This window comes from Sphingomonas taxi, assembly GCF_000764535.1.
Lineage (GTDB): Bacteria > Pseudomonadota > Alphaproteobacteria > Sphingomonadales > Sphingomonadaceae > Sphingomonas > Sphingomonas taxi.
The window spans coordinates 1,350,319-1,371,347 of the sequence record NZ_CP009571.1 but is presented as its reverse complement, the minus strand read 5'-3'; the positions used below and the strand labels follow the sequence as shown (position 1 = coordinate 1,371,347).

15 protein-coding genes, 1 tRNA gene and 1 pseudogene are annotated in these 21,029 nt (G+C 69.4%); 9 read left to right on the top strand and 8 right to left on the bottom strand.

The features are described from left to right. The first annotated feature begins 33 nt into the window (after positions 1-33). The 5 genes from MC45_RS06100 (at position 34) to nagE (ending at position 9,382) form a co-directional block, all read left to right on the top strand. The gene (locus MC45_RS06100; protein ID WP_038666616.1) at positions 34-1,053 is read left to right on the top strand and encodes an SIS domain-containing protein; all 1,020 of its coding nucleotides are present in this window, start codon (positions 34-36) and stop codon (positions 1,051-1,053) included. Next, positions 1,050-2,186: an N-acetylglucosamine-6-phosphate deacetylase gene (gene nagA, locus MC45_RS06095; protein ID WP_038660804.1), complete on the top strand. Its 1,137-nt coding sequence runs from the start codon at positions 1,050-1,052 to the stop codon at positions 2,184-2,186. The genes MC45_RS06100 and nagA overlap by 4 nt, the downstream gene beginning before the upstream one ends. Continuing rightward, positions 2,183-5,098 carry a beta-galactosidase GalA gene (gene galA, locus MC45_RS06090; RefSeq protein ID WP_081974347.1) on the top strand — a complete coding sequence of 972 codons (2,916 nt, stop codon included), beginning with the start codon at positions 2,183-2,185 and terminating at the stop codon, positions 5,096-5,098. The genes nagA and galA overlap by 4 nt, the downstream gene beginning before the upstream one ends. Positions 5,099-5,192: 94 nt before the next feature. After that, positions 5,193-7,682 carry a phosphoenolpyruvate--protein phosphotransferase gene (gene ptsP, locus MC45_RS06085; RefSeq protein ID WP_038660801.1) on the top strand — a complete coding sequence of 830 codons (2,490 nt, stop codon included), beginning with the start codon at positions 5,193-5,195 and terminating at the stop codon, positions 7,680-7,682. After that, the gene (nagE, locus tag MC45_RS06080; protein WP_245640856.1) at positions 7,679-9,382 is read left to right on the top strand and encodes an N-acetylglucosamine-specific PTS transporter subunit IIBC; all 1,704 of its coding nucleotides are present in this window, start codon (positions 7,679-7,681) and stop codon (positions 9,380-9,382) included. Before ptsP ends, nagE begins: the two co-directional genes overlap by 4 nt. A gap of 12 nt (positions 9,383-9,394) precedes the next feature. Here the strand turns inward: nagE and MC45_RS06075 are convergent, their stop codons facing one another. Beyond that, a complete protein-coding gene (locus MC45_RS06075; protein WP_038660795.1) occupies positions 9,395-9,937 on the bottom strand; it encodes a pseudouridine synthase in 543 nt (180 codons plus the stop codon). 109 nt (positions 9,938-10,046) lie between these two features. Between MC45_RS06075 and MC45_RS06070 the strand changes: the two genes are divergently transcribed. Beyond that, a tRNA-Gly gene (locus MC45_RS06070) sits at positions 10,047-10,120 on the top strand. Positions 10,121-10,244: 124 nt separating this feature from the next. On the opposite strand, the gene MC45_RS19235 is transcribed toward MC45_RS06070, so the two are convergent. Beyond that, positions 10,245-10,751, bottom strand: coding sequence for a hypothetical protein (locus MC45_RS19235; RefSeq protein WP_156143784.1), 507 nt, complete (start codon positions 10,749-10,751; stop codon positions 10,245-10,247). 305 nt (positions 10,752-11,056) lie between these two features. Here MC45_RS19235 and MC45_RS06065 point away from each other — a divergent pair, with 305 nt between their 5' ends. Beyond that, complete coding sequence (locus MC45_RS06065) at positions 11,057-11,860, top strand: hypothetical protein (protein WP_156143783.1); 804 nt, start codon at positions 11,057-11,059, stop codon at positions 11,858-11,860. A gap of 184 nt (positions 11,861-12,044) precedes the next feature. Further along, on the top strand, positions 12,045-13,478 hold the full coding sequence (locus MC45_RS06060) for an NAD-dependent succinate-semialdehyde dehydrogenase (protein WP_038660790.1): 1,434 nt from the start codon (positions 12,045-12,047) through the stop codon (positions 13,476-13,478). A gap of 212 nt (positions 13,479-13,690) precedes the next feature. Here the strand turns inward: MC45_RS06060 and MC45_RS06055 are convergent, their stop codons facing one another. From MC45_RS06055 to MC45_RS06035, 5 genes and pseudogenes are all read right to left on the bottom strand, one after another. Further along, the gene (locus tag MC45_RS06055) at positions 13,691-14,083 is read right to left on the bottom strand and encodes an MAPEG family protein (protein WP_038660787.1); all 393 of its coding nucleotides are present in this window, start codon (positions 14,081-14,083) and stop codon (positions 13,691-13,693) included. Between the two features lie 95 nt (positions 14,084-14,178). Beyond that, positions 14,179-15,180, bottom strand: a complete 1,002-nt coding sequence (locus MC45_RS06050; RefSeq protein ID WP_038660785.1) for an inorganic phosphate transporter — start codon at positions 15,178-15,180, stop codon at positions 14,179-14,181. 3 nt (positions 15,181-15,183) lie between these two features. After that, positions 15,184-15,840: pseudogene (locus MC45_RS06045) on the bottom strand (DUF47 domain-containing protein); the annotation flags it as partial. Positions 15,841-16,044: 204 nt separating this feature from the next. Next, on the bottom strand, positions 16,045-17,208 hold the full coding sequence (locus MC45_RS06040; protein ID WP_156143782.1) for a GGDEF domain-containing protein: 1,164 nt from the start codon (positions 17,206-17,208) through the stop codon (positions 16,045-16,047). A 116-nt stretch (positions 17,209-17,324) separates the two neighbouring features. Continuing rightward, complete coding sequence (locus MC45_RS06035; RefSeq protein WP_038660780.1) at positions 17,325-19,457, bottom strand: histidine kinase dimerization/phosphoacceptor domain -containing protein; 2,133 nt, start codon at positions 19,455-19,457, stop codon at positions 17,325-17,327. 162 nt (positions 19,458-19,619) lie between these two features. Between MC45_RS06035 and MC45_RS06030 the strand changes: the two genes are divergently transcribed. Next, positions 19,620-20,417 carry a metallophosphoesterase family protein gene (locus tag MC45_RS06030; RefSeq protein WP_052075534.1) on the top strand — a complete coding sequence of 266 codons (798 nt, stop codon included), beginning with the start codon at positions 19,620-19,622 and terminating at the stop codon, positions 20,415-20,417. Positions 20,418-20,446: 29 nt separating this feature from the next. On the opposite strand, the gene MC45_RS06025 is transcribed toward MC45_RS06030, so the two are convergent. Then, the gene (locus tag MC45_RS06025) at positions 20,447-20,635 is read right to left on the bottom strand and encodes a hypothetical protein (RefSeq protein WP_038660778.1); all 189 of its coding nucleotides are present in this window, start codon (positions 20,633-20,635) and stop codon (positions 20,447-20,449) included. Between the last annotated feature and the right edge of the window lie 394 nt (positions 20,636-21,029).

Below are 21,029 nucleotides of genomic sequence, written 5' to 3'. Positions count from 1 at the left end.
CCGGGGGCCCTGATCCAAGTGACGACCGATACGATGACGGGCACGCTGATGCGCGCCGAGACGCTGGAGGCGGGAGCGACCGTCGCACGGCTGGTGGCGCGCAATGCCGAGGCGCTGCGCGCGCTCGGCGAGCGGCTGCGCGCGACGCCGCCCGACGTGGTGGTGACCTGCGCACGCGGCTCGTCGGACCATGCGGCGATGTACGGCAAATATCTGATCGAGACGCTGATCGGCGTGCCGGTCGCCTCGGCGGCGCCGTCGGTGGTGTCGCTGTTCGACGCGCCGGTGACGACGCGGCGGGCGCTGTGCATCGCGATCTCGCAATCGGGCCGCAGCCCCGATTTGCTCGCGACGGTGGAGGCGCACGCCAAGGCCGGCGCCGAGGTGGTCGCGCTGGTCAACGACGAGACGTCGCCGCTTGCCGAGATGGCGGATACGCTGCTCGCGCTGAGCGCCGGGCCGGAGCGGTCGGTGGCGGCGACCAAGTCGTGCATCGCGGCGATGGCGGGGCTGGCGGCGCTGGTCGCGGCCTGGTCGGGCGACGACGCGCTCACCGCGGCGGTGGCGGCGCTGCCCGAGCAGCTCGACCGTGCCGTGGCGCTCGACTGGAGCGCGGGCGTCGAGCCGCTCGCCGAGGCGAAGCAGATGTTCGTGATCGGCCGCGGCTATGGCTTCGGCGTCGCGCAGGAATGCGCGCTGAAGCTCAAGGAAACGTGCCAGGTGCAGGCCGAGCCGTTCAGCGCGGCGGAAGTGCGCCACGGCCCGATGGCGATCGTCGGCGAGGGCTTCCCGGTGCTGGCGCTGGCGACCTCCGACGCGGCGGGCGACGACGTGATGGCGGTGGCGGAGACGTTCGCCGGACGCGGCGCGACGGTGCTGTCCGCGCATGCCGGCGACGCGCGCGCCAATTTGCCGGCGCTCGACGCGCATCCGGCGGTGCAGCCGATCCTGATGCTGGCGAGCTTCTACGGCCTCGCCGAGGCGCTGTCGCGACGGCGCGGGCTCGATCCCGACACGCCGCCGCATCTCGCCAAGGTGACGCGCACGTTATGAGCGAGGCCTATCGGTTCACCAACGGTCACGTCGTCGTGGCCGATGCGGTGTGGCGCGGCGCGGAGATCGTCGTCTCGGACGAGCGGATCGCCGCGATCCGGCCGCTCGACGGCGAGGCTGGCGACGCGGTCGACCTCGACGGCGGCTGGCTGATGCCCGGCTTCATCGACACGCAGGTCAATGGCGGCGGCGGCGTGCTGTTCAACGACGAGACGAACGTTGCAGGTGTCCGCGCGATCGCCGAGGCGCATGCGCGCTACGGCACCACCGCGCTGCTGCCGACGCTGATCAGCGACACGCCCGACCGGATCGCGCTGGCGCTGGATGCGGTGGACGAGGCGATCGCGGCGGGCGTGCCGGGCGTGGTCGGCGTGCATATCGAGGGGCCGTGGCTCAACGTCGCGCGCAAGGGCATCCACGATCCCACCCGGTTCCGCCTGCTCGACGCCGGGATGATCGCGCTGCTCACCCGGCCGCGCCGCGGCAAGGTGATGGTGACGCTGGCGCCCGAGCTGGCGCATATCGACGACATCGCCGCGCTGACCGCGGCGGGGGTGCTGGTCAGCGCCGGCCATACCGAGGTCGGCTATGACGGCGCGCTGGCGGCGTTCGACGCGGGGCTGAGCGGCATCACCCATCTGTTCAACGCGATGCCGGCGATGGTGCAGCGGACCCCCGGTCTGGTCGGCGCCGCGCTCGACGATCCACGGCCGTGGTGCGGGCTGATCGTCGACGGCGTGCATGTCGCCCCGGCGGTGCTGCGCATCGCGCTGCGCGCGCGCGGCATCGAGCGGATGATGCTGGTCACCGACGCGATGTCGTCGGTCGGCGCCGAGCAGAAGGACTTCGTGTTGCAGGGCCGGCAGATCCGCGTGCGCGACGGCATCTGCTCCTATGAGGACGGCACGCTGGCGGGGTCGGACCTCGACATGGCGGCGGCGGTGGCCAATGCGATGGGGATGCTCGGGCTGGCGCCGGCGGTGGCGGCGCGGCTCGCGGCGGGCAATCCGGCGGCGTTCCTGGGGCTGGCGGCGGAGCGGGGCACGCTCGCCACGGGGCTGCGCGCCGACTGGGTGCAACTGACCGCGGCGATGGCGCCGGTCGCGACGACCATCGGAGGACGACGGGCATGACGATCGACCGGCGGCAGCTTCTCGGGTCCGCCGGTGCCGGTCTGACGCTGTCCCTGCCGGGCGCCGCGCTGGCGGCGCCGGGCAGCCGTTACGGCGCGTTGCCGATGCCCGCACCGGTCGACGGCCTGTTGCCGCCGCTGCCGGTCGGCGACCCCTCGCGGATCGGCTTCGACCAGGGCTGGCTGTTCCACGAAGGCGACATCGCCGTGCCACCGGCGGCGACGCATAACGAGACCTATCTGCGCGCCAAGGCGGGCAACGCCACCGGCGCGGCGGCGATGGACTATGACGACAGCGAATGGCCGGTGGTGACGCTGCCGCACGATTGGGCGTCGTTCCAGCCGTTCGTCGAGACCGCCAACGTCGCGCAGGGCTATCGCCCGCGCGGCATCGCCTGGTACCGGCGCAGCTTCCGGCTCGATCCCGCCAGCCGCGGCCGCTATCTCGAACTGCAGTTCGACGGCATCGCGACCAATGCGACGATCTGGGTCAACGGCAGCGTCGTCGCGCACAATTGGTCGGGCTATAACAGCGTCTATATCGACATCACCCCGTTCGCGCGGTTCGGCGACGAGACCAACGTCGTCGCGATCCGCGTCGATGCCGAGGCGATGGAGGGCTGGTGGTACGAAGGCGCCGGTCTGTACCGCCACGCCTGGCTGGCGACGCGCGCGCCGGTGTCGATCGTCACCGACGGCGTGCATTGCGACCCGCGGCGGGGCGCGGATGGCGGCTGGACGGTGCCGGTCGCGGTGACGATACGCTCGACCGAGGCGGCACCGGTGACGGTGCGGGCGGTCGCCAGCCTGATCGATCCCGACGGCCGTACCATCGCGACGCTCCCCCTGCCGCCGGTGACGGTCGCGCCGCTGGACGAGGCGGTGACGCAGGCGGTGGTGCCGGTCGCTGCGCCGCGCCTCTGGTCGGTCGAGACGCCGACGCTCTACACCGTCGCGGTGACGCTGGAGCGCGACGGCGCCGCGGTCGACCGGCGGCGCGTGCCGATCGGCTTCCGCACGATCCGCTTCGATGCCGACAAGGGGCTGTTCGTCAACGACGCGCCCGTCAAGCTGAAGGGCGTGTGCATCCACCACGACCATGCCGGCGTCGGCGTGGCGCTGCCCGACGGGCTGCTCGCGTGGCGGCTGGAACGGCTGAAGGAGCTCGGCTGCAACGCGATCCGCTGTTCGCACAATGCGCCGCCGGTCGCCTTCCTCGACCTGTGCGACCGGATGGGCTTCCTCGTCATGGACGAGAACCGTAACTTCAATCCCTCGCCCGATTATATGGCGCAGCTCGAATGGCTGGTGCGGCGCGACCGTAACCACCCGAGCGTCATCCTGTGGTCGGTGTTCAACGAGGAGCCGATGCAGGGCACCGCGGCCGGTGTGCAGATGGTGCGGCGGATGGCGGCGGCGGTGAAGCGGCTCGACGACAGCCGGCCGGTGACCGCGGCGATGAACGGGTCGTTCTTCAATCCCGAGAACGTCTCGACCGTCGTCGACGTGGTCGGCTTCAATTATTATCCGGGCGATTACGACCGGTTCCACGCGCTCAACCCGACCAAGCCGATGACCAGCTCGGAGGATACCAGCGCGTTCGAGACGCGCGGCGCCTATGAGACGATCCCGGAGAAGCACATCCGCTCGTCGATGGACGACGATGCCGCCGGCTGGGGCGAGACGCATCGCAAGGGCTGGGCGGAGATCGCCAGGCGACCGTTCGTCGCGGGCGGCTTCGTGTGGACCGGCTTCGACTATCACGGCGAGCCGACGCCGCACGTCTGGCCGACGATCGCGAGCTTCTTCGGCATCCTCGACCTCTGCGGGTTCCGCAAGACGGCGTATGACATCCATCGCGCCGGCTGGATCGACGACACGCCCGTCGTCGGCCTCGCGCCGCACTGGACGTGGCCGGGCCGCGAGGGGCAGCCGGTGCCGGTGCTCGTCCTGTCCAATGCCGAGCGGGTCGTGCTCAAACTCAACGGCCGCGTCGTCGGCGAGGCGGCGGTCGACCGGCTGATGGGCAATGCCTTCACCGTCCCCTATGCGCCGGGCACGCTGGAGGTGATCGCGCTGTCCGGCGGACGCGAGGTGGCGCGCGCCGGTCACGAGACCGCGGGCGCGCCGGTCGCGCTGCGGCTGACGCCGGCGAGGCGCGCGATGGCGGGCGACGGCGAGGACGTGCAGCCGGTGACGATCGATGCGATCGACGCGCGCGGCCGCCACGTGCCGACCGCCAATCTGCCGACGCAATTCACCGTTGCGGGAGCGACGATCGTCGGCGTCGGCAACGGCGATCCCAACAGCCACGAATCCGAAAAGGGCGACGGTCCGACCAGCGGCGCGCGGTCGCTGTTCAACGGCCTGGCGCAGGTGCTGGTGCAGGCGGATGCCGCCGCGCGCGGGACGATCGTGCTGCGCGCGACCGCGCCGGGGCTGAAGCCGGCGCGCCTGACGATCGACCGCGTCGCGGTACCGGCGCGGGCACAGGTGCCGCGGGTGGCGGCGGTGCGCGCGATCGCCGACTGGCGACGCTCGCCGCTACTCGCCGCACGGCCCGATCCGGCGCTGGCGCCGGCGAGCGGCGACAACAACAGCTGGGCATTCGTGCGCGGCGGCACCCCGACGCCGGCCGAGCCGCAGGGTGGCTGGCAGGTCTATCGCGCGCGCGTCACGCCGGTGCGCGCGGTGGCGGCGCGGGGCGGGCGGATCGCCTTCGCCGGCGTCGCCGGGCGGGCGGAGCTGTGGGTCGACGGCCGCCGGCTCGCCGCCAAGACCGACGCCGCGGTCGCGCCGATCGAGGCGAAGCTGCCGCCGGGCAGCGGCGCGCGCGCCGTGGTGCTGATCGTCCAGCCGGAGGCGGGCAGGCCGTCGGGACTCGTCGGCGGAGTGACCATCCGCGCCGAATGACGCGCGAGGTCCTACGCAAAGGTATTCAATAGGTATTGTCAGCAGGTTAGCGTGCGATACACTGCGCGGGAGACCGGCCAGAGGTGAATGACGAATGACGGATGTGCAGTTGGTGGCGCCGCTCGCGGGATGGGTCCTGCCGCTGACTGCCGTTCCCGATCCGGTCTTCGCCGAGGGGATGATGGGACCGGGTCTGGCGATCGATCCGACCGGCGATACGCTGCACGCGCCGTGCGACGCGCAGGTGCTCACCGTCCATGCTGCCGGCCATGCGGTGACGCTGGATGTCGGCGGCGGCGTCTCGCTGCTGATCCATATCGGCATCGATACGGTGAAGCTGGGCGGGCAGGGGTTCACGCCGCTGGTCGCGGCGGGCGACCGGGTGCGCGCGGGCGATCCGCTGATCCGCTTCGATCTCGACGCGGTGGTGCAGGGCGCTGCGGCGGCGGTGACGCCGGTGATCCTCGTCGAGGGCGAGGGGTCCGTCGAGACGATCGCCGCCGAGGGGCTGGTTGCGGTCGGCGCGCCGCTGGCGCGGATCGTCGTGGGCGCGCCGGTGGCGGCGGATGCCGGCGCGGTCGCTGGCGAGACGCTGCGGCGCGACGCGGTGGTGCTGCTGCCGCACGGACTGCACGCGCGGCCGGCGGCGCGGATCGTCGCGGCGGTGCGCGACAGCGGCGCCGAGGTGACGCTGACCAGCAACGGTGAGACCGCCTCGGCGAGCAGCCCGATCGGGCTGTTGTCGCTGGGGTTGGCGCAGGGACGCCACGTGACGATCGCGGCGCGCGGCGGGCAGGCGGCGGCGGCGATCGATGCGGTGGTCGCCTTGCTCACCGCCGAGGTCGATGCCGCGCCGATGACTGCGTCCGCTCCGCGGCCGCCGGTCGCGCGGGATGTCGAGGCGGGCGCGCTGTCCGGCGTGCCGGCGGCGCCGGGGCTGGCGATCGGGCCGGCCTTCTGGCTGCGGCTCGAGATGCCCGAACTGCCGACGATGGGCGAGGGCGTCGCGGTCGAACAGGCGCGGCTGGCGGACGGTATCGCCGCGGTGGCGGCGACGCTCGATGCGGCGGCGGGCGGGGCGGGGCAGATGGGTGGCGTGCTCGCCGCGCATCGCGCGATCCTCGACGATCCCGACCTGCGCGATCGCGCCGAGGCGGGGATCGCCAACGGCATGGCGGCGGCGGCAGCGATGATGACCGCGGCCGAAGGGCAGGGAGCGCAGCTCCGCGCGACCGGCAACGCGCGCATCGCCGAGCGCGCCGACGATATCCGCGACGTCGCGCTGCGCGTCGTCCATGCGATCCTCGGCACCAGCGCGGCGGCGCTGACCGTGCCGGCGGGCGCGATCGTCTTCGCCGACGATCTGTTGCCGTCGCAATTGTCCGCCCTGACCGCGGCCAAGGTCGCCGGTTTCGCCGTGGTCGGCGGCGGGCCGACCTCGCACGTCGCGATGCTCGCGGCGGGGATGGGCGTGCCGATGGTCGTGGCGCTCGGCGCGGCGGTGCGGGTCGTCACCGACGGGATGCAGGTCATTCTCGACGCCGATGCCGGCGCTGTGATCGTCGGTCCGCATTCCGACCGTCAGGCGCAGGCGCGCGCGGCGATCGCGCTGCGTGCGGAGGCCGAGGCGGCGGCGCTGGCGGCGGGCGACCGGCCGGCGGCGACCGCCGACGGGCAGGCGATCCACGTCTATGCCAATCTCGGCTCGGTCGCCGATGCCGAGGCGGCGGCGGCGGCGGGCGCGGAAGGCTGCGGCCTGCTGCGCACCGAAATCCTGTTCCTCGACCGGTCGGTCGCGCCCGACGTCGCCGAACAGGCGGCGGACTATCGCGGCGTCGTCGCGGCCTTGCCGGGCCGGCCGGTGGTGATCCGGCTGCTCGACGTCGGCGGCGACAAGCCCGCGCCCTATCTGGCGATCCCGCCCGAGGAGAATCCGGCGCTCGGCCTGCGCGGCATCCGCGTCTCGCTGGCGCGGCCCGAGGTGCTCGATACGCAGCTGCGCGCGATCCTCGCGGTGCCCGAGGTCGAGCGCTGCCGCATCATGGTGCCGATGGTCGCCAGCATCGACGAGCTGATCGCGGTGCGCGAGGCGCTCGACCGGCTGCGTGCCGAACTGGGCGTCGGCCCGGTGCAGCTCGGCGCGATGATCGAGACGCCCGCGGCGGCGGCGACCGCCGACCTGATCGCGGCGCATGCCGATTTCCTGTCGATCGGCAGCAACGACCTCACCCAATATGTGCTGGCGATGGATCGCGGCAATCCGGCGGTCGCCGCCGGCATCGACGGGCTGCATCCGGCGGTGCTGCGGCTGATCCGCATGACCTGCGAAGGCGCCGCGACGCGCGGCGTACCGGTCAGCGTCTGCGGCGGGCTCGCCGCCGATCCGCTCGCCGCGCCGATCCTGGTCGGGCTCGGCGTGCGCACGCTGTCGGTGCCGCCGGCGCGCGTGCCCGCCACCAAGGCGCTCGTCGCCCGCCTGACGATGGCGGCGGTGCGCGACCATGCCGCTGCCGCGCTCGCCGCGGCCAATGCCGCCGGGGTGCGCGCGCTTGCCCGCCGCTTCGCCGAGGAGATCAGCCGATGACCCGCCCCGCCTCCCGTTTCTCGGTGATGAGCTTCCTCCAGCCGCTCGGCCGCGCGTTGATGCTGCCGATCGCGGTGATGCCGATCGCCGGGCTGATGCTGCGCCTCGGCCAGCCCGACCTGCTCGATATCGCCTTCCTCAGCGCGGCGGGCGACGCGATGTTCTCCAACCTCGGCCTGCTGTTCGCGGTCGGCGTCGCCACCGGCTTCGCGCGCGACGGCAACGGCGCCGCCGCGATGGCGGGGGTCGTCTGCTATCTCGTCTCGGTCAACGCCGCGCAGACCTTCCTGACCGTTCCCGCCGCGACGCTCGCCAACGTGCCGGCGGCGCTGGCGGCGGGCGTGTCCGCGGCGTGGAAGACGGCGGCGATCGACCGGCTGGAAGTGCCGATCGGCATCGTCTCCGGCCTCGTCGGCGGCGGCTTCTACAATCGCTTCGCGACCTTCAAGCTGCCCGATTACCTCGCCTTCTTCGGCGGGCGGCGGTTCGTGCCGATCATCGCCGGCATCGCCGGGCTGGTCATCGCGCTGGCGGTGGGGCTGAGCTACGGCACGATCAACGCCGGGATGGACGCGCTGAGCAACGGCGTCGTCGCCGCCGGCGGGTTCGGCCTGTTCGCCTTCGGCCTGCTCAACCGGCTGCTGCTCGTCACCGGGCTGCACCATATCCTCAACAACGTCGCCTATTTCGTCGTCGGCGACTATCAGGGCAAGACCGGCGACCTGACCCGCTTCTTCGCCGGCGATCCGACCGCGGGCGGCTTCATGAGCGGCTTCTTCCCGGTCATGATGTTCGGTCTGCCCGCCGCCTGTCTCGCCATGTACCACGCCACCGCGCCCGATCGGCGCAAGGAAGTCGGCGGCATGCTGTTCAGCCTCGCGCTGACCTCGTTCCTCACCGGCGTCACCGAGCCGATCGAATTCAGCTTCATGTTCCTCGCGCCGGTGCTCTACGCGATCCACGCGCTGCTCAGTGGACTGGCCGAGGCGATCATGAACGCGCTGGGCGTCAAGCTCGGCTATGGGTTCTCCGCCGGCCTGTTCGATTACGTGCTCAATTACGGCAAGGCGACGCGGCCGCTGATGCTGCTGCCGGTCGGCGCCGCTTATGCGGTGATCTATTATACGTTGTTCCGCTGGGCGATCGTGCGCTTCAACCTGCCGACGCCAGGTCGCGAGGCGCCCGAGGCGACGCCCGCCGGTCCGGCGGTGGCGGCGGATGCCAAGGCGGCGGCGTTCGTCGCGGCATTGGGCGGCGCGGCCAATCTGCGCGGCATCGATGCCTGCGCCACCCGGCTGCGGCTGGCGGTGGCGGACGCGCAGGCAATCGACGAGCCGCGGCTGCGCCAGCTCGGCGCGCGCGGCGTGCTGCGTCCGTCGCCGACCGCGGTGCAGGTGATCGTCGGCGGCATCGCCGACGGGCTCGCGATGGAGATGCGCGCGGCGCTCGACGCCGCGCCGTCCGCCGCGGCGGCGGTGGATGCGCCGCCGCCCGTCGCGGCTGCGCCGGTCGCATTGTCCGATGCGCTGCTCGCCGCGCTCGGCGGCCGGGGCAATGTCGGTGCGGTGAGCCGCCACGGCAGCCGGCTGCGCGTCGTCGTCGGCGACCGCGCGCAGGTGGACGAGGCGGCGCTCGGCGGCGACGTGCGCGCCCTCGTCTGGGCCAGGCCGGACGTGTTGCATCTGCTGATGCCGGCCTGAGCCGGGCGCGGCTCAGCCGATGATGCGATGCTGCCCCGGCGGCAGGTCGGCGAGCGTCCAGTCGCCGATCCGCCAGCGCACCAGCCGCAGCGTCGGATGCCCGACCGCCGCGGTCATCCGCCGCACCTGGCGGTTGCGGCCTTCGCGGATGGTCAGCGACAGCCAGCAATCGGGGATGTGGGCGCGGACGCGGATCGGCGGATCGCGCGGCCACAGCGCCGGATCGGCGATCCGCTCGACCTCGGCCGGGCGGGTCGGTCCGTCGTTGAGCGTGACGCCTGCGCGCAGCCGCGCCAGCGCGGCATCGTCGGGGACGCCCTCGACCTGCACCAGATAGGTTTTGGCGAGCTTGAACCGCGGATCCGCGATCTGCGCCTGCAGCCGCCCGTCGTCGGTGAGCAGCAGCAGCCCCTCGCTGTCGCGATCGAGACGCCCGGCGGGATAGACGCCGGGCAGATCGATATGATCGGAGAGCGTCGCCCGCGTGGTCGGCGACCCGCGATCGGTGAACTGGCTGAGCACGCCGAACGGCTTGTTGAACAGCACGAGGGTCATGGCCGCGCGGTATCGCCTGGACGCGCGCGTGTCGATGATCGCCGTTGCATTGCCCCGGCCGGCGGATTACAGGCTGCGCTCGGCCAAGCCGCGCATCGCCGCGGCCTGTGCGGGTGTAGCTCAATGGTAGAGCAGAAGCTTCCCAAGCTTACGACGAGGGTTCGATTCCCTTCACCCGCTCCACGGCCCCTCCTTGACGCGGCCCGGCCCTTCATACCGAAGGGTCATTCCTCATCCGTGATGCTGCTCAATAAGCCATGGTTGGAAAAGGGGGCGTAAGAGCGCGTAAGCCTACGATGTTCCTCGATCATCTCAGCTCGCTAGGGAGCGTCAGATCGGGGCGTTTCGTCCGCAGGCGCTTGGTGAAGGAGCCATATCCGGGATAGAGATAGCTCCAATACACTCTGCGCCCGTCACCGGCTTGAACAAACCAGAAGCTCGTGATTGTTGCGCCGACCGTGCCGATCTCTTCCCAGCGGATCGAAGCCCTACTGAGGCCGAGAGCAGGACCAAAGAGTCGAGACGGACCGTGTACTCCAGCATCGTCCCAACTCAGATCATGCCGGTGTGTCAGCGACAGCATCATGAAAAAGGCCAGCATAAACCCGACGATGGCGCACGTTGCGCCTATGGCTGGGTCGCCGGAACAGGCCTTCCCGACGCCAAGTCCGAGCAATGCGATGCCAATCATGGTCACGATCAGCGCACTGGCATTACCGGGAGAGATGGTGCCGCTGTATCCCGACACGCGGTACGGAGGTCGGCGATGGTTTACGAAAGACCAGCCCACGGCGATCAGTCCGACGATCGCCATGATTATCAACGAACGTACGTGCAAGCTCCGGCCGAATTACCGGCAAGCTGAACGACCCGCCGCTTTGGGGCAAGCGACGCTGGCCCTGCTACGACCACAAATTGGCAGTCGCGGGTGCGCTGCTGCCCAGCGCGCCTTCGGGACGGTGCATTATGGCCTGTCCCTTTCATCCGGCCCATTCCTGACAGCGGATGGGGCCGTGCCTTTACCCGATTTGCTGGATCGGCGAAGGCGAAGCCTGTATCGACAAGCATATGGTTGCTTCTTCGAGGTTCGTTGCACCGTCTCCACTTACCCTCGTGGCCGTGGTTGCGGCGATCGTCGGCATCTCCCTCAGCATCCACGTGGTGATGCTTCAGGTTCTCTGGGTGCCATATCCCGATACCTCTCGCATAGGCCGGCTCGGCCTGTTCTACCCCCTGGCGCAATCGCTCGGCCTCGTCGCGCTGGCGGCGGCTCTTCTACCGTGGCTTCGTCGCTTTCATCCCGCCGCACGCGGCCCGATCGTCGGTTTGCTGTTCGCGACCATGAACGGCGTCCTCCGGAACGCACTGATGGCAGGCTTTGCAACGACAGACTTCCGCGGATCCGTGGGCGGGTTCGTACAGCAAGGGCTGTTCGACCTGCTGCTTGGGACGCTCGCCTTCGCTGTTGTCCTGCTGGTACGCAGCACGGCGGTTCGGCTGGCCGCCGCGGTGATACTGGCAGGCGTGGGGACGTTCTGGCTCAACCCCGCGCTGGCATCGCTTCTAGGACCATTGTTGGCTTGGTCGGCGAGGCACGTTCGTCCCGACGTCTACGTCGTCCCGTACGGTCCCAATATTCTGGTGCCAAGCTATCTGTTGTTTGCCGAGACGGTCATCGCGTGTGTCCTTGCACGTTACGTCATAACGTTGCGGCCTGCCGCCTGGGATCCTCACGGGCTTTTCCGCTACGTCGGATTGGTGCTGCTGGTACGAGGTGTCTGGGTGATGATGTTCGTCTGGGGGCCGATCATCGGCATGCTCAGCGTCAGCCAGTTCTTCTTTCAGGACCTCGTCATGGTATTGCTGATCCAATTGGCATGGCGGCGTCTTGGTGGGCATTCTGCATCGGATGCACGTCACTAGACGGTGCAGCTTCCGCGGCGGCTATGGCCAGTGTCGCCAGCTGCCGATCCTACCGCCTTCCACCCCGCGCCGCGCGTGCCTACATAGTCGCCGTGGTCCGTGGCGGCGTCGGTGGCACCGGCGTCTTCGCGACCGTTCGTCCTGCCGCGCGGCGGGGCATCACGCCTGACGAAAGCGGAACGTTATGACCGATACCTACGATACGCGCCTCGGCCTCTTCATCGACGGCGAATGGATCACCGCCGGTCGCGAGACGCAGGCGGTGCTCGATCCGGCGAACGGCCGGACGCTGGGCGAGGTGCCGCTGGCGACGCCGGCCGATCTCGACCGGGCGCTGGCGGCGGCGGATCGCGGCTTCAAGACGTGGCGGGCGACCGCGCCGCAGGAGCGCGCGGCGGTGTTGTCGCGGACCGCGGCGCTGGTGCGCGAGCGCGCCGACCTGCTCGCGCGGCTGGCGACGCTGGAGGAGGGCAAGCCCTATACCGAGGCCAAGGGCGAGGTGATGGCGACCGCGGCGCTGCTCGACTTCCACGCCGGCGAGGCGGTGCGCATCTATGGCCGCGTGCTGCCGCGGCCGACGGGTACGCGCTCGCTGGTGCTGCATCAGCCGGTCGGACCGGTGGCGGCATTCTGCGCGTGGAATTTCCCGGTGATGAACCCGGTGCGCAAGCTGTCGCCGGCGATCGCCGCGGGCTGTTCGGTGATCCTCAAGCCGAGCGAGGAGACGCCGGGCGCCGCGGTCGAGATCCTGCGCTGCTTCCAGGATGCGGGGCTGCCCGACGGCGTCGCGCAACTGGTGTTCGGCGTGCCCGACGCGGTATCGCGGCAGCTGCTCGCCTCGCCGGTGACGCGCAAGCTCAGCTTCACCGGCTCGGTGCCGGTCGGCAAGCATCTGCTCAAGCTGGCGGCGGAGACGGTGATGAAGTCGACGATGGAGCTGGGCGGCCACGGCCCGGTGCTGGTGTTCGACGATTGCGATCTGGAGCGCACCCTCGACACGTTGGTGGCGCACAAATTCCGCAACGCCGGCCAGGTCTGCGTCGCGCCGACCCGCTTCCACGTCCAGCAGGGCATCTACGAGCGGTTCGCCAAGGGCTTCGCCGAGCGCACCGCGGCGATCAAGGTCGGCAACGGGCTGGAGAAAGGCACGCAGATGGGGCCGATGGCCAATCCGCGCCGGCCGGAGGCGATCGCGGGGATCATCGAGAATGCGGTCGGCGCGGGGGCGCGGCTGCTGACCGGCGGCGTGCCGGGCGAGGGCGACGGCTTCTTCTTCGCGCCGACCGTGCTCGCCGACGTGCCGCTCGCCGCCAGTGCGATGAACGAGGAGCCGTTCGGGCCGATCGCGCTGATCGGATCGTTCGCCAGCGCCGACGATGCGATCGCCGAGGCGAACCGCCTGCCTTACGGTCTCGGCGCCTATTGCTTCACCGAGAATGGCCGCTTGCAGAACCGGCTCGGCGACGAGATCGAGGCGGGGATGGTCGCGATCAACACCGTGCGGCTGAGCTGGGGCGATGCGCCGTTCGGCGGGGTCAAGGACAGCGGCTTCGGATCGGAGGACGGTCCCGAGGGGATCGCGGCGCATCTGATCACCAAAGCGGTGCATATCGCGTGACGAGGACCGGGGCTCGCGTGGCGAGCCCCGGTTCCCGACTCATCGCTCGCCGAGATCGACCGCACAGGCGGAGGCGATGAGCACCGCGGCAAGCGGCAGGATGACGGTGAGCGCGGGGACGAACGCGGCAGGAAGATCAGCCATGTCCCGCAATACGGCCGCGGGCTTAATGGTCCGTTACTGACGTAAATTTATCTTGGGCTCGCGGGCGTTTAAAAGAAGCGGATGAGCATCAGCAGCAGGCCGAGCATGGCGGCGACCCAGGCGAGGCTGCGGACATAGGGAATGCCGAGCAGGTAGAGCGGGATGTAGACGATGCGGGCGATCAGCCAGAGGATCGCACCGGCCGCACCGAGCCCGCCGGTCTGCCCGGTGATCGCGAGGCCGAGCGCCAGCGCGACGAAAGCGGAATAGGTTTCCTGATAATTCGACAGCGCACGTGCGGCGCGGCCGGCGAGGGGGCCGAGCGGCTTTTCGTCGGCGCCGTCGCGCGGGCCGGCGTTCCAGGCGAGACCGCGGTCGCGGGTCGCCGTCTGCCCCTGCAGCATGATGTGGACGACGAGCAGGATGACGGACACGCCGAGGATGGTGAGTTCGGTCGGCATGGGGCGGCTCCGCTATGGTGTGGGACGATAACGGTGGAGCGGGGTGGAAGGTCCGCGGGTGACGGGAGGATGGCTGCATCCCCCCGTCACGCCCGTCAGCGCGACAGCAGCGCGGCGATCTCGTAGAAGGTGGCGCCGATCAGGCCGGCGGCGGGGAGGGTGACGACCCAGGCGACGACGATGCGGCTCGCGATGTTCCAGCGCACCGCGGACAGCCGCCGTGCCGAGCCGACGCCGACGATCGCGCCGGTGATGGTGTGCGTCGAGGAGACCGGGATGCCGCCGACGGTCGCCATGAACAGTGTGATCGCGCCGCCGGTCTCGGCGCAGAAGCCCTGCGCGGGGGTGAGGCGGGTGATCTTCGATCCCATCGTGTGGACGATCTTCCAGCCGCCCGACATCGTGCCCAGCGCCATCGCCGCCTGACAGGAGAGCACGACCCAGAAGGGGACGTGGAAGCCGCCCTGGAGCAGCCCCTGCGAATAGAGCAGGACGGTGATGATCCCCATCGTCTTCTGCGCGTCGTTGGCGCCGTGGCCGAGGCTGTAGAGCGCGGCGGAGACCAACTGGAGCTTGCGATAGCGTTTGTCGACGCCCATCGGCGTCAGCCGCAGCGAACTCCAGGCGACGACGAGCACCAGCAACAAAGCGAGGATCATGCCGACCGTCGGCGACAGGAAGATTGCGCCGACGGTCTTGCCGACGCCCGCCCAGACGACGCCGTCGAAGCCGGCCTTGCTGATCCCGGCGCCGAGCAGGCCGCCAATCAGCGCATGGCTGGAGCTTGACGGGATGCCGTAGCGCCAGGTGATGACGTTCCAGACGATCGCACCCATCAGCGCGCCGAAGATCACCTGCGGATCGATCACCGTGGCGCTGACGATCCCCTTGCCGACCGTCTGCGCGACATTGTGGTCGAAGACCGCGAAGGCGATGAAGTTGAAGAAGGCGGCCCAGATCACCGCATGATGCGGCTTGAGCACGCGCGTCGAGACTACCGTCGCGATCGAATTGGCGGCATCGTGCAGGCCGTTCAGGAAGTCGAACAGCAAGGCGACGCCGATCAGCGCGACGAGCAGCGTGAAGGAGATCGTCATGGCCTAGGCGTGGTCGATGACGAGACCCTGGATCTCGTTGGCGATGTCCTCGAACCGGTCGGCGATGCGTTCCAGATGGCTGTAGATCTCGCGCTCGACGATGAAGCGCATCGGCTGATCGTTGCCGCAGGATTTGAACAAGGCGTGCAGCCCCTTGGCATGATGATCGTCGACCTGCCCCTCGAGCTGCACCAGCCGCGCGGTGAGATCGTGAAGACGGCCGGCATTGGCGTCGAGCTTGCGCAGCAGGGGAATCGCCTCGGCGGTGACGCGCGCCGCCTCGACGATGAGGTCGACCATCGCGCGCATGTCGTCGGCGAAGGTCTTCACCTCGTAGAGCGCGATGGTGGTCGCGGTCTGGTTCATCTGGTCGATCGAATCGTCCATGACGCCGATCAGGTCGGTGATCGCCGACCGGTCGAACGGGGTGACGAAGACGCGACGGACATCCTGCAGCACGTCGCGGGTGATATCATCCGCCTCATGCTCGCGGTCGACGATCTCGGCGATATGGACCGCGATCGCACCGTCGCCGCTGAACAGCTTCTGCAAGGCGTCGGCGCCGGCGACCAGCGTGGCGGCATGCGCCTCGAACTGATCGAAGAACCGACCTTGCTTCGGCATCAGCGCCTGGAACCAGGCTACCATAAGAAACCTTTCGTAGAGGGCGGGGGGCGCATGGGGCGGGACGCCCCGCCACGCAAGCCGAAACTGGGTAATGCATCATCCCGGGACGGCGACGCGCGACCGCGATGCGGACCCGCTCCGGACGAACGGCAGGAGATCGGGCGATGCATGACGCTATCTTAGCACGGCCTGCGCAAAAGACGACACGGATGGGTGGTTAAGCGCGCGCAGACGAACTCAGGCGATGACGATGCGGTCCTTGCCGGCACGCTTGGCGCTGTAGAGCGCGGCGTCGGCGGCGCGCATCGTCGCGGCGACGTCGTCACCAAGCATCGCAATCCCGGCGGAAAAGGTGAGGCGACCGATGCCGTCGCCCGAATTCTGGTCGATCAGGCTGCGCGCGCCGAGTTTGCCGCGCACCCGGTCGAGCGCCGCAAAGGCATGATCGGGGCGGCAATCCTCGAACAGGCAGGCGAATTCCTCGCCGCCGTGGCGTGCGACGAGCACCTTGGCACCGAGCCCGGCGGTCAGCTTGCGCGCGACGAGCTTGAGCACGCGGTCGCCGGTCTCGTGACCGTGGCGGTCGTTGATCGCCTTGAAGTCGTCGACGTCGCAGAGCGCGATGCAATGGTCCGACCCCGGCTGACGCGACGCGACCAGCGCGACGAGCCGGCGGTCGTAGCAGCGGCGATTGGGCAGGCCGGTGAGATGATCCTCGTCCGCCGCGCGTCGCGCCTCCTGCAGGGTGCGGCGGAGGCGGTTGGTTTCGCGATGCGTTTCGCGCAGCTGGTCGGCGAGCTGGCGGGTGCGGGCGATAGAATCGTTGGTGAGCGCGAGCAGGCGTTTGATCGTGCCGTCGGCGTCGCCGTCGCGATCGGCGTCGACCGCCGCGGCTTCGGCGATGAGGGCGCTTTCATAGTCGGAGGCGGCCGCCTGCCCCTGGCGGAAGGCGGTTTCCGATTCCGCCAGCCGCGCGGCGAGCGCGTCGGCCAGTTCGGCGATGCGCTCGGGATGCAGCGGGCCGAGCAGCTCGCGGACCACCGGCCGGGCGAGGAAGGCGGCGTCGAGGCGGCCGTGTTCGCGGATATGATCGTCGACCGCGCGGGTCAGCGCGATGTCTTCCCCGAGGATGTAGCAGCGGGCGACGTGGAAGTGATCCACCGTCGGCGCGAAATCGTGCGCGTCGAGGAAGGCGCCGATGCGGGCGAACGTCTCGCGCGCCGCGGCGCGCCGGACGCTGGTCACCAGCGGTTCCGCCACCGGCGGGGCGGCGGGCGCGGCGGCGGTGGCGGCGGCGGGACCGTTGCCCCACCATGCCGTCAGCCGCGCCCATCGCGAACCATGTGCCGCCACGATCGCCATCAGCGGCGACGGCTTTGGCGCATCGCTTTGTAATACCAAGTTAAAATCATTGCAGGCGTTCCGCGATGGCCGATGTCGCGTCCGTCCTAGCAAATGGCCGTAAAGTTTTCCTTAGATTTCGGCATCTCGTCGATAGCAACGTCCCGCAGTGATCGTCAGACTTCTGCGATGGGTGCCGTCATGATCGCGCGGAGACCGGGCGCATTGTCGCCGAATTCGATGATGCCGGACAGGCGCTGGACCATGGCATCCATCATCCGGCTGCCGAACCCTTCGCCGTCGCCCTTGCCGCGGCCGTCGTCGGCGACGATCAGCCGCAGCTTGCCGCCATGCTGTTCGAGCGCGATCACCACCGGGCCGGCGGCGCCGCCATAGGCATATTTGGTGGCGTTGATGACCAGCTCGGTGAGGATCAGCCCGATGTTGACCGCGCGATCGGTGGGCACCAGCACCGGCGCGAGATCGAGCTTGATGTGCCGGCCCCATTCCGCACCCAGCGAGACACGCATGTCGGCGATCAGCTCTTCGATGTAGCGCGACAGGTCGACGCTCTCGACCTGATCGTCGCGGTACAACCGGCGATGGACCAGCGCCACCGCGGCGAGGCGCGCCTGCGCTTCCGCCAGATGATCGGCGACGACGGTGCTGTTGGCGGTCTTGGCTTGCAGGCGGAGGAAGGAGGCGACCAGTTGCAGGCTGTTCTGCACGCGATGGTTGACCTCCTTCATCAGGACGTCCTTCTGTGCGAGCAGCGCGTCCTTCTCCGCCAAGGCGCGATGATATTCGCGGTTGAGGATGCGGACCTGAAGGTGCTGGCGCGCTTCGTGGAAGCGACGGCGCAGGCGATGGCCCGCCTCGATCTGTTCGAGCGTCCAACGCTGCGAGCGGCCGCTCACCGTCTCGGTATAGACGGCGAAGGAGGCACGCGGGGTCAGCATCGCGCCGGGCTCGACCGCGACCGACTTGTGCGGATTGCCCGCCCATTCGATCGTCTCGATCGTCTCGGCGCGCAGCCAGAGCAGGATCGCATCCTCCTCGTGCAGCGGTACCGCGAGCAGGCCGCTCGCCGTCTGCTCGTGCCCGCGCGCGATCGGCAACAGCGCGCCGAGCTCGTGCGTCGCGATCGGCTCGCCGCCGCGTTCGCGCACCCAGCGGGCGATACCGACCAGCACGTCATCGTCGGGGCAGCGGCCGAATCGTTCGACCTGATCGCCGGCGATCATCGCGAAGCCGTCGGCATGGAGCATCGCGCACAATTCGTCCTTCACCGCGACGATCGCGGCGCGCAGCGGCTCTTCGCTGTTCAGTCGCGGCACGACCGAATCCTCGGCGACGCGCAGCGCAAGCCGCTCGCGATAGGCCGCAGCCTCTTCCTTGGCGCGGATCTGGCGGGCGAGGCCGCTGGCGAGCGTCGCACCGGTGCTGCGTACATCGGGCGGCAAGCGGCGCGGGCCGTTGTGATGGCAGGCGACGAGGCCCCACAGCAGGCCGTCCTTGACGATCGAAATCGACGCCGACGCCTCGACTCCCATATTGCGTAGATATTGCAGATGGACCGGCGAGACGTGGCGCACCGCGATGTCGCTGAGATCGAGCTGCGCGAAGCCGGCCGGGCGCAGCGGCGCCGGATCATAGTCGATCGTCGGGATCACCCGCGTCCGGTTGCGGACGTAGAGCGCGCGTGCCTGGCGGGGAATGTCCGACGCGGGGAAGCGATGGTTGCGGAAGGTCTCCAGCGCCGGGTCGCGATCCTCCGCCACGACCTGTCCCGCGTCGTCGTCGAGAAAGCGGTAGATCATGACCCGGTCGAAGCCGGTCAGGCGGCGGAAGGCGCTGGCCGCGCGATCGTAGAGCGTCTGCAGATCGGCGGCGCGCTCGAAGCTCCCGGCGACCGCGTCGAGCCAGCCGAGCGTCGTCGCCACCGAGGTCGGCTCGTCGGCGACGGGTTCGAGCTCGACGAGCAGATGCGTACCGGTGCGGTGCAGCGTGGCGACAAAGCGCTCGCCGATCCCCTCGACCGGGAGCTGGCCGACCGTGTCGAGGCCGCCGGGCAGATGATCGAGCAGCGGCGCGACGTCCTGCCCGAGCAGGTCGGACAATCGGCGTCCCTGCCAGTCCGCGGCCAGCCGCGCCTCGATCGCGCCGGCGCCGGCGAGCACCTGATGCTCGCCACCTGCCGCGGCGACGAGCAACAGGCCATGGGGCTGGATAGCACCGGGGATGTGGATCGGTTCGCGATCGCAGACCGTGAGGTCCAGGGTCGGGTCGGTCTCGAGAGGAATCGCCATTGTCACCGTTGTAACTCGTCAGTCCGACATGATCCGACCCATGGCGCATTACAAATTAACGTGTGTTGATACAAATCAATACGATAGTGCCTGAGCGCCGAACTTGTGCCGGAACGACGATCGGGATTAGCAGCCTTCGGGCGACAGCAGCGTTCGGGCACCATGATCAGATTATTCCACGTCAGCGACGTTCATTTCGGTGCCGAAGATCCCGACGCGATCGCTTGGTTCGGCGAACGCGTCGCGGCCGAGCGGCCCGATGCGGTGATCATGACCGGCGATCTCACGATGCGCGCGACGCGCGGCGAATTCCAGCGTGGCGGCGACTGGCTGCGCAGCCTTGGCGTTCCGGTGACCTTGGAGGTAGGCAACCACGACATACCCTATTATTGGGATCCGTTCCGCCGGCTGCTGGCCCCGTATCAGCGTTATGCCGCGGTGGAGAAGATGATCGAGCGCGAGCTCGATTTGCCGGGGGTGACGATCGTGCCGCTCAAGACGACGGCGCGGGCGCAATGGCGCTGGAACTGGTCGAAGGGGCGGGTGAGCGCCGGCTCGCTGCGCAAGGCGCTGGCGATGATCGCCGCGGCACCCAAGGATCGGCTGATCTTCGTCGCCGCGCATCATCCACTGATCGAGGGCGGCACCAAGGGGACGGCAAGCACCCGGCATGGCGACAGCGCATTGACCGCGCTTGCCGAGGCCGGCGCGGATGCGGTGATGTCGGGCCACGTCCACGATCCGTTCGACGTACCCGTCGAGCGCTCCGGCCGAACGATCCGGATGATCGGCGCGGGCACGCTGTCGAAGCGGGTGCGCAATTCGCCGCCCGCCTTCAACGAGATCCGCATCCGCAACGGCGCTTTCGAGACGATCGCGCGGACGATGCCCGGCGATACGGCGTCGGCAGGCGAGACGGTGCGTGTCACCGACGTCGCGAAAGACCCCGCAAGGGCCTGAACGCCGCCTGCCGGTGGCAGGCGCGCCGCTTAGTTGAGGACGCTCATCGTGCCCCAAGAATCCTGCCACAGCGGATTGCTGCCGCAGGGGTCGCGGGCGACCATCAGCGCCTCTTCGATGCGAATGGCGGCAAGGTCCAGACCCAGCGCATCGGCGATCTGGCATGCCTGGCTCAACAGGGCTTCCAACGTTTCGAGAGGCTGCGACTGCGAGGTCATATCAGGGGCACCGTATCCGTGATCCGCGGCGGATGATCAGCACCGCCTTCATTATCATATACGATATAACGCAGAACATGACCATAGTGGTGCAAGTTTTTGTTGCACGTCGAGAAGTGTCCGCTCGCATCTGCAACCAATAATCGCCGAACGGCATAGCGGGCGGCGTTCCGTTTCGCGTTAGCAGTCGAGGTCGGCATGACGCCCGCACGGTATCAAGACTCGGTACCGCCGTTAGGCGAGTCGCAAACCTTGATATCGATCAATGAGGCTCTTGCCCGTCGTCATCGGGGCGGCAAATTGCCATGTGCTATAGTTAGTTTCGAACGATACGACTTTCAGACGAATAGGTCTGATCGGCCCCAGCATGGGCAGCGTCTTACATGCCTTGCCG